A 5,871-nucleotide genomic window follows, 5' to 3' on the forward strand; every position below is an offset into this window, starting at 1 on the left:
GCCCGGCTCGCCGAGCGGGAAACCGGAGAGCTGCGCGGACTTCGCGACCGGCTGCACGAGCGGCTCACCGAGCTGCTGCCCGGCCGGGTGGAGCTCAACGGCCACCCGAACCGGCGCCTGCCCAACACGCTCAACATCAGCATCGCCGGCACCAGCGGCCGCCGGATCCTCGCGGCGACCCCCGAGATCGCCGCCTCGACCGGCTCGGCGTGCCACGAGGGCGTCGACCACCCGTCCCCGGTCCTGACCGCGATGGGCCTGCCACCCGAGCGGGCCGACTCGGCCCTGCGGCTGACGATCGGCCGCCGGACCACCGAACCCGACGTGGCCCGGGCCGCCAAGGCGATCGCGGCCGGCGCCGGACACTAGCCCGGTTCGCGGGGGTCGAACCGCTCGACCCACCGGGCCCGCCAGGCGGGCGGCGTCCAGGGGTCGCCGAAGTAGATCCGCTCGCGCACGACCTTCCCGTCGCGGAACTCCATGATCCCGACGGCCAGCACCGGCCGGTCGTCGTACCGGATCGTGTACTCGTTGACCCACAGGTCGTGACACCCGGTGATCCGATGGACCTCGAACTCCTGGCGAGCCGGATAGGTGGACCGGAACGCGACGATGTTCGCCTTGCCGCGCACCCGCTCGCCACCCTGCGGCCACTCGACGACCGCGTCGTCGGCATAGATCTCCGACGCCAGGGCGATGTCGTCCCCCGCCCCGCCGCCGGGCGCGCTGACGCTCGAGGCGTCGAAGTGCGCCCGGATCATGGCTCGCGCGGTCTGGTCGTCCATCGAACCTCCGTCACGTCGGCAGCCTGGTCTCGAAGGGCCGCTCGTCCACTGTGCCGGAAACCCGCGTGGGGGGCGTGGCAGGGGCACTGCTCCTGTCCTGGCGGCCGTCACCGACCTCACCGCCCAGCGGTGCCTGCTCGAGTTCCGGCTCGCCTAGCCGCCGAACCAGGTCGACAGCGCTTCCCGCAGCCCGGCGGGGTCCACGGGTTCGTCCGCGGCCCACGCGATCGTCGCGTCCGGACGGATCAGCAGGGCGTCGGCCGGCCGCTGGCCGGTCTTCGCGGTGTGGACGTCGACGCGATGCCGCCAGCGCGCGGCGGCCTCGCGGACGTCCGCGCGGTCGGCGAGGTCGAGGAGGATGGGCCGCGCGGTGCGCATGAGCTCCGCGACGCTCGTCGTGCCCGCGTCGCCGTGCAGGGTGAGGTCGGGCGCGAACGTGCCGGCCAGCGGATGGCCCGGGATCGGGTAGCGGATGTCGGTACCGGCGACGCGCGCGCCCAGCCGGCGCAGCGGCTGCTCGTCGGCCAGCAGCTCCTCGAACAGCTCGCGAAGCGCGTCGGCGGCCGCGTCCCGCCCGCGCCGGAGCGCCACCTGGGCCTGCGCGTGCCGCAGCGTGCGCGCGCCCGCGTGATGGCGTTCGGTGTGGTACGTGTCCAGCAGGCCGGCCGGCGCCCAGCCGTGGATGTGCGCGGCCAGCTTCCACGCGACGTTGACCGCGTCGAGCATGCCGGCGTTGAGCGCCACTCCCGTGGCCGGGAACAGGTGGGCCGCGTCGCCGGCCAGCAGCACCCGTCCCTCGCGGTACCGCTCGGCGTGCCGGGCCTGGAAGGTGAAGCGCGACAGGCGGATCGGTTCCCCCAGCGGGAGATCCGTGCCGAGCACGCGGCGGATGCTGTCCCGCAGCTCGGCCGGGGACATCGGCTCGTCGTCGTCGTACTCGGTGGACTCGTCCTCTGTGGTGTAGAGGAACAGCATGCCGGGGACGGGCGATCCCAACCCGAACACGCCCCGGTCGGTTCTGGTGAAACCCGCGGGGATCGTGCCCGCTCCGGGGACCTCGAGGTCGCCGGACGCGAGCAGGGTGGCCGGCTCGGGCACGGTCACCTGGCCGATCCGGTTGACCTCGGGATAGGTGATGCCCGGGAACGGGATGCCGGCCAGGTCGCGAACCCGGCTGCGCGGGCCGTCGCAGCCCACGAGGTACCGGCCGGTCACGCGGTACGTCCCCGGCCCGCGTATCTCCGCGGTCACGGTCGCGTCGTCCTGGCCGAACGCGACCACGTCGTGTCCGCGCCGTATGTCGGCGCCGAGCTCGCGGGCGCGTTCCTCGAGCACGCGCTCGAGCTGCGGTTGCGGGAGCGGCAGCGCGTGCAGCGGGGGATCCGCCATGGCGGTGAGGTCCAGATGCACGCCGCCGAACGGGAAAACGGGTGCGGGTGGGGGAGCGGTGGTGGCTTTCTCGAACCGCTCCAGCAGGCCGCGGTAGCGCAGCAGTTGCAGGATCTGCCCGCCGAGGCCGTTGGCCTTCGGGACTTCCCGGCGGTTCGCTCGCCGTTCCAGGACCACCGGTCGCACGCCGGCGAGGCACAGCTCGCCGGCCAGCATCAGCCCGCTCGGACCGGCACCCACGATGATCACGTCGGCGTCCATCGTCTCCCCCTCGTTCGCTGGTCCCAGGATTCTGGGCCACGCCCAGGGTCTTGCCGCAAGCCCCGGGGTCCGCTATACGTTGAAGGTGGCGGGGGTTCCGGTTCGCCGACCGTCCGTTGTGGACGGAACGTGGCGCGCAGCGGTCAGAGCTCGGTCCACTCGGTGACCACGGACATGCCGTCGGCGGTCCGCAGGTGTAGCTGGAAGCGTCCGGTCGGCCGGGGGCGTAGGTGGAACCAGCCGACGGCGTCGACGGATACCGCCCGCGTCGAGCCGTCTCGCCGGCGCAGGGTCAGCTCGCCCGGTTGTGGTGGCACGATCTGGCCGACCAGCGCGGTGTCGGTGACCTCGAGCTCGATCGTCAGCCGGCTCGCTACGAAAGTCAGCGCGCGCAGTACCGCGCCCTCCGCCCGGCTGCCGGCCATTTCCGGCTCGGCGATCGTGAGCGCCGCCAGCTCGGCGTCGACGGTGTGCCAGGCGAACGCCTCCTTGCCGAGCCGGACGAACCGGTCCGGTACGGCCGCCCGTGCGCGCAGCGCCTCGGCCAGGTCGGCGCTCAGCCCCTCGTCGGTGTCCCAGTCGTTCATCACGACCGTCCCTCCCCGACCGCGGGCGCCGGGTCGCGCAACGACGTCAGGGCGGGACTGCGACGCAGCGCGTCCAGGCAGCGCGCCCGGCTCGGCCCGATCGCGCCGACGGGCATCCCGAGCGAGTCGGAAATGGCGATGTACGGGGTGGGCGGCTCACCGAAGAGCAGCGTCAGCAGGTGCCGGCAGCGGTCGGAGAGGGACTCCAGTGCCGCGCGCAGCGCGATGTGCCGCTCCTGGGTGAGCAGCCACTCGTCCGACGGCGGGCCCTCCTCGTCCCGGAACTCCGCGTTCTCCACCGGCACGTGCCGCCTCTTGGCGCGCAGCACCTGCAGGCACTCGTTGCGGGTCGTGGTGGCGAGCCAGCCGGGCAGCGCCGCCGGCTCCTTGATCGTGCCGAGCCGTTCGACCAGCCGCAGCCAGACGTTGGCGCCGACGTCATCGGCGTCCATGTCGGACAGCCGGTGGCGGCGGCAGATGCCCCACACCAGCGGCGCGTACCGTGCCACGATCGCGTCCCACGCCGCCTGGTCGCCGCCCGCCGCCCGATGGACGAGATCGACCACGGCCGGGTCGTCACGCATTGCCGTTCTCCGGGAACTTCCGCACGCCGGAGTCCGGATCTTCGAGCAGGGCATCCAGCGCGTCGCGGGCGTTGAGGTCCTTCTCGGTCATCCGCGCGGCGACCTTGCCCGAGACGATGGCCGCCGCGAACGAGGTGCCACTCCATTGCGCCCAGCCGTTGTCGTCGGCGTCGTTCGTGCCCAGCACGGACTTGTTCGGATACGTGCTGGTGACCTTCACGCCCGAGGCGACACAGTCCACCCACGACCGGTCCATGCTGAACGCCGCCAGGTTCTCCCCGCCTTCCGTGTGCCGGGCGGCGCCGACCGCGACGACCGCTGTCGCCGCCGCGGGCCAGATCTGTCCGGGTGCGTCCGGGTCGAGGTTGCGGTTGCCCGCCGACGCCACTATCAGGATCCGGCCGTCGAGCACCTCCAGCGCGCGGCTGAGCACCAGCGGCGGCCGGCCGTCGGGTGTGGCGCAGCCGAGCGACAGGTTGAGGATGTCGATGTCGGAGTGCCGGAAGCCGGCGATCTTCTTGGCCAGATCCCACCCCGGCGACTTCCCGTTGTCCGCACTGAGACCGGCGCGCAGGTCGAGGTGAGCCTCCGGCGCCGACTGGCGGATCAGCCCGGCCACGAACGTCGCGTGCCCGGCCCAGAACTGGTCGCGCTGGGGTGCGGCCAGGTCCTCGTCGGAATCCACCTCACCGGGCGGCAGCGCGGAGTGCCGCACCAGTGGGGTGTCGACGACCCCGACCGTCACTCCCGCGCCCGGCGCGGGCGACGTGATGTCCAGCAGGAAATGGGGCACCGGTACCGGGTTGTTCGGCAGTGACTTGTGCTGCGGGAAGCCCACGATGGCCTCACGGTTCTTGCCCATCTCCGGGACGAAGCCGACGTCGCGGGCGAACCGGTGGCGCAGGTCGTGGAGCAGAACGTCCAGGTCGGTGGCGCTGCCGTCCGGGAACTGGGCCGCGAGCTCGTTCGCGTACATCGCCTTGGCCCCGGTCGCGTACGCGGTGAGGTCGAGGTCCTTGAGGAGAACGAGGTCGAGGTCGGCGCTCTCGTCCATGTCCCCGATCGACGCGAGCCCGAGCTCGCCGGTCATCATCGCGACCACCGCGTCCCGGTGCCGGAGGTCGACGATGAGCTCACCGGGGTTCGGTTCGGCCTGCGTGTTGGCGTCCCGCTCGTTCATGTCAGGTCCTCTCGTCCAGCTCGAAACGACGCTCTACGGAGGCAGCCGCGGGGCCGGTGATGCACCTTTTTCGTTTATCGGTTCTCCCGATGGAACGTGACAGTTCATGCTCTTGTGGGTGAGCGCGGCGCAGGCGGCGGAGGAGGCGCTCCGGCTCGCCGACCAGGCGGCCGGGCGGGCGGCGCCGGTCGCCGCGGCCGCGGTCCGGCAGGCGCGCCGCGCGGGCGACGACCGCGCGGGCTCCGTCGCCGAGCGGGCGTGGGGCCGGGCCCTGCTGCAGACCGGCGCGGTGGACGGCGCGATCCGCCACCTGCGGCGTTCGATCGAGCTGGCCGGGCACGCCGGCGCGCCGGAGCTCGCGGGGGAGACCCGGATTCCGCTGGCCGCGGCGCTGAACCAGCGCGGCCGGTCCCGGGCGGCCGTGCGCGAGATCGACGCCGCCGTGCGCGAGCTGGCCGGGGCCGGGCGCGCGCGGGCGCGGGCACAGCGGGCCGACGTCCTGCACCAGATCGGCGACCTGGCGGGCGCGGCGGAGGAGTACTCGGCCGCGATCCCGCTGCTGCGCCGGGCCGGTGACCGGCTCAACCTCCAGCGCACCCTGGTCAACCGGGGAATCCTGCACACCGAGCGGCACAACTTCGCCGCCGCCGAGGCCGACCTGCTCGAGGCCGACCAGCTCGCCCGGGCGCTTGGCCGGGACCTGGCGGCCGGGATCATCGCGGAGGACCTCGGGTTCCTGGAGACACTGCGCGGCGACGCGCCCGCCGCGCTGGCCCACCTCGCCAGGGCCGAGGCGCAGATCGGCGCGCACGGCGGCCAGCTCGGCCCGGTGTTCCTCGACCAGAGCGAGCTGCTGCTCTCGGTCGGCGCGGCCGCCGAGGCGCAGGAGGCGGCACACCGCGCGGTGCGGGTCTACGAGCGGGAGCGGCGCGGGCTGCTGATCCCCGGCGCCCGCGTGGTCCTCGCGCAGACCGCGTTCCTCGCCCGGGACTGGCCGACCGCGCTGGCCGAGGCACGCCGCGCGCGGCGCGGGTTCACCCGCCAGCACCGGCCGGAGTGGGCGGCGTTCGCCCAGCTCATCGCCC

The 5,871-nt window shown here is 73.6% G+C and carries 5 protein-coding genes and 2 pseudogenes; 2 read left to right on the top strand and 5 right to left on the bottom strand.

The features are described from left to right. Positions 1-369: pseudogene (locus VH969_RS16050) on the top strand (cysteine desulfurase NifS); the annotation flags it as partial. Here the strand turns inward: VH969_RS16050 and VH969_RS16055 are convergent. The 5 genes from VH969_RS16055 to VH969_RS16075 form a co-directional block, all read right to left on the bottom strand. Continuing rightward, positions 366-785, bottom strand: a complete 420-nt coding sequence (locus tag VH969_RS16055; protein WP_331974852.1) for a nuclear transport factor 2 family protein — start codon at positions 783-785, stop codon at positions 366-368. The pseudogene VH969_RS16050 and the gene VH969_RS16055 overlap by 4 nt on opposite strands. A gap of 153 nt (positions 786-938) precedes the next feature. Next, entirely contained in the window at positions 939-2,435 is a 1,497-nt protein-coding gene (locus tag VH969_RS16060; RefSeq protein WP_331974854.1) for an FAD-dependent monooxygenase, read from the bottom strand. 143 nt (positions 2,436-2,578) lie between these two features. Then, positions 2,579-3,022: a hypothetical protein gene (locus VH969_RS16065; RefSeq protein WP_331974856.1), complete on the bottom strand. Its 444-nt coding sequence runs from the start codon at positions 3,020-3,022 to the stop codon at positions 2,579-2,581. Beyond that, entirely contained in the window at positions 3,022-3,606 is a 585-nt protein-coding gene (locus tag VH969_RS16070) for an RNA polymerase sigma factor (protein ID WP_331974858.1), read from the bottom strand. Before VH969_RS16070 ends, VH969_RS16065 begins: the two co-directional genes overlap by 1 nt. Then, positions 3,599-4,786 carry a S8 family peptidase gene (locus tag VH969_RS16075; RefSeq protein ID WP_331974860.1) on the bottom strand — a complete coding sequence of 396 codons (1,188 nt, stop codon included), beginning with the start codon at positions 4,784-4,786 and terminating at the stop codon, positions 3,599-3,601. Before VH969_RS16075 ends, VH969_RS16070 begins: the two co-directional genes overlap by 8 nt. A 106-nt stretch (positions 4,787-4,892) precedes the next feature. Between VH969_RS16075 and VH969_RS16080 the strand changes: the two are divergent. After that, positions 4,893-5,871: pseudogene (locus VH969_RS16080) on the top strand (hypothetical protein); the annotation flags it as partial.

Source organism: Actinophytocola sp., assembly GCF_036555685.1.
Lineage (GTDB): Bacteria > Actinomycetota > Actinomycetes > Mycobacteriales > Pseudonocardiaceae > Actinophytocola.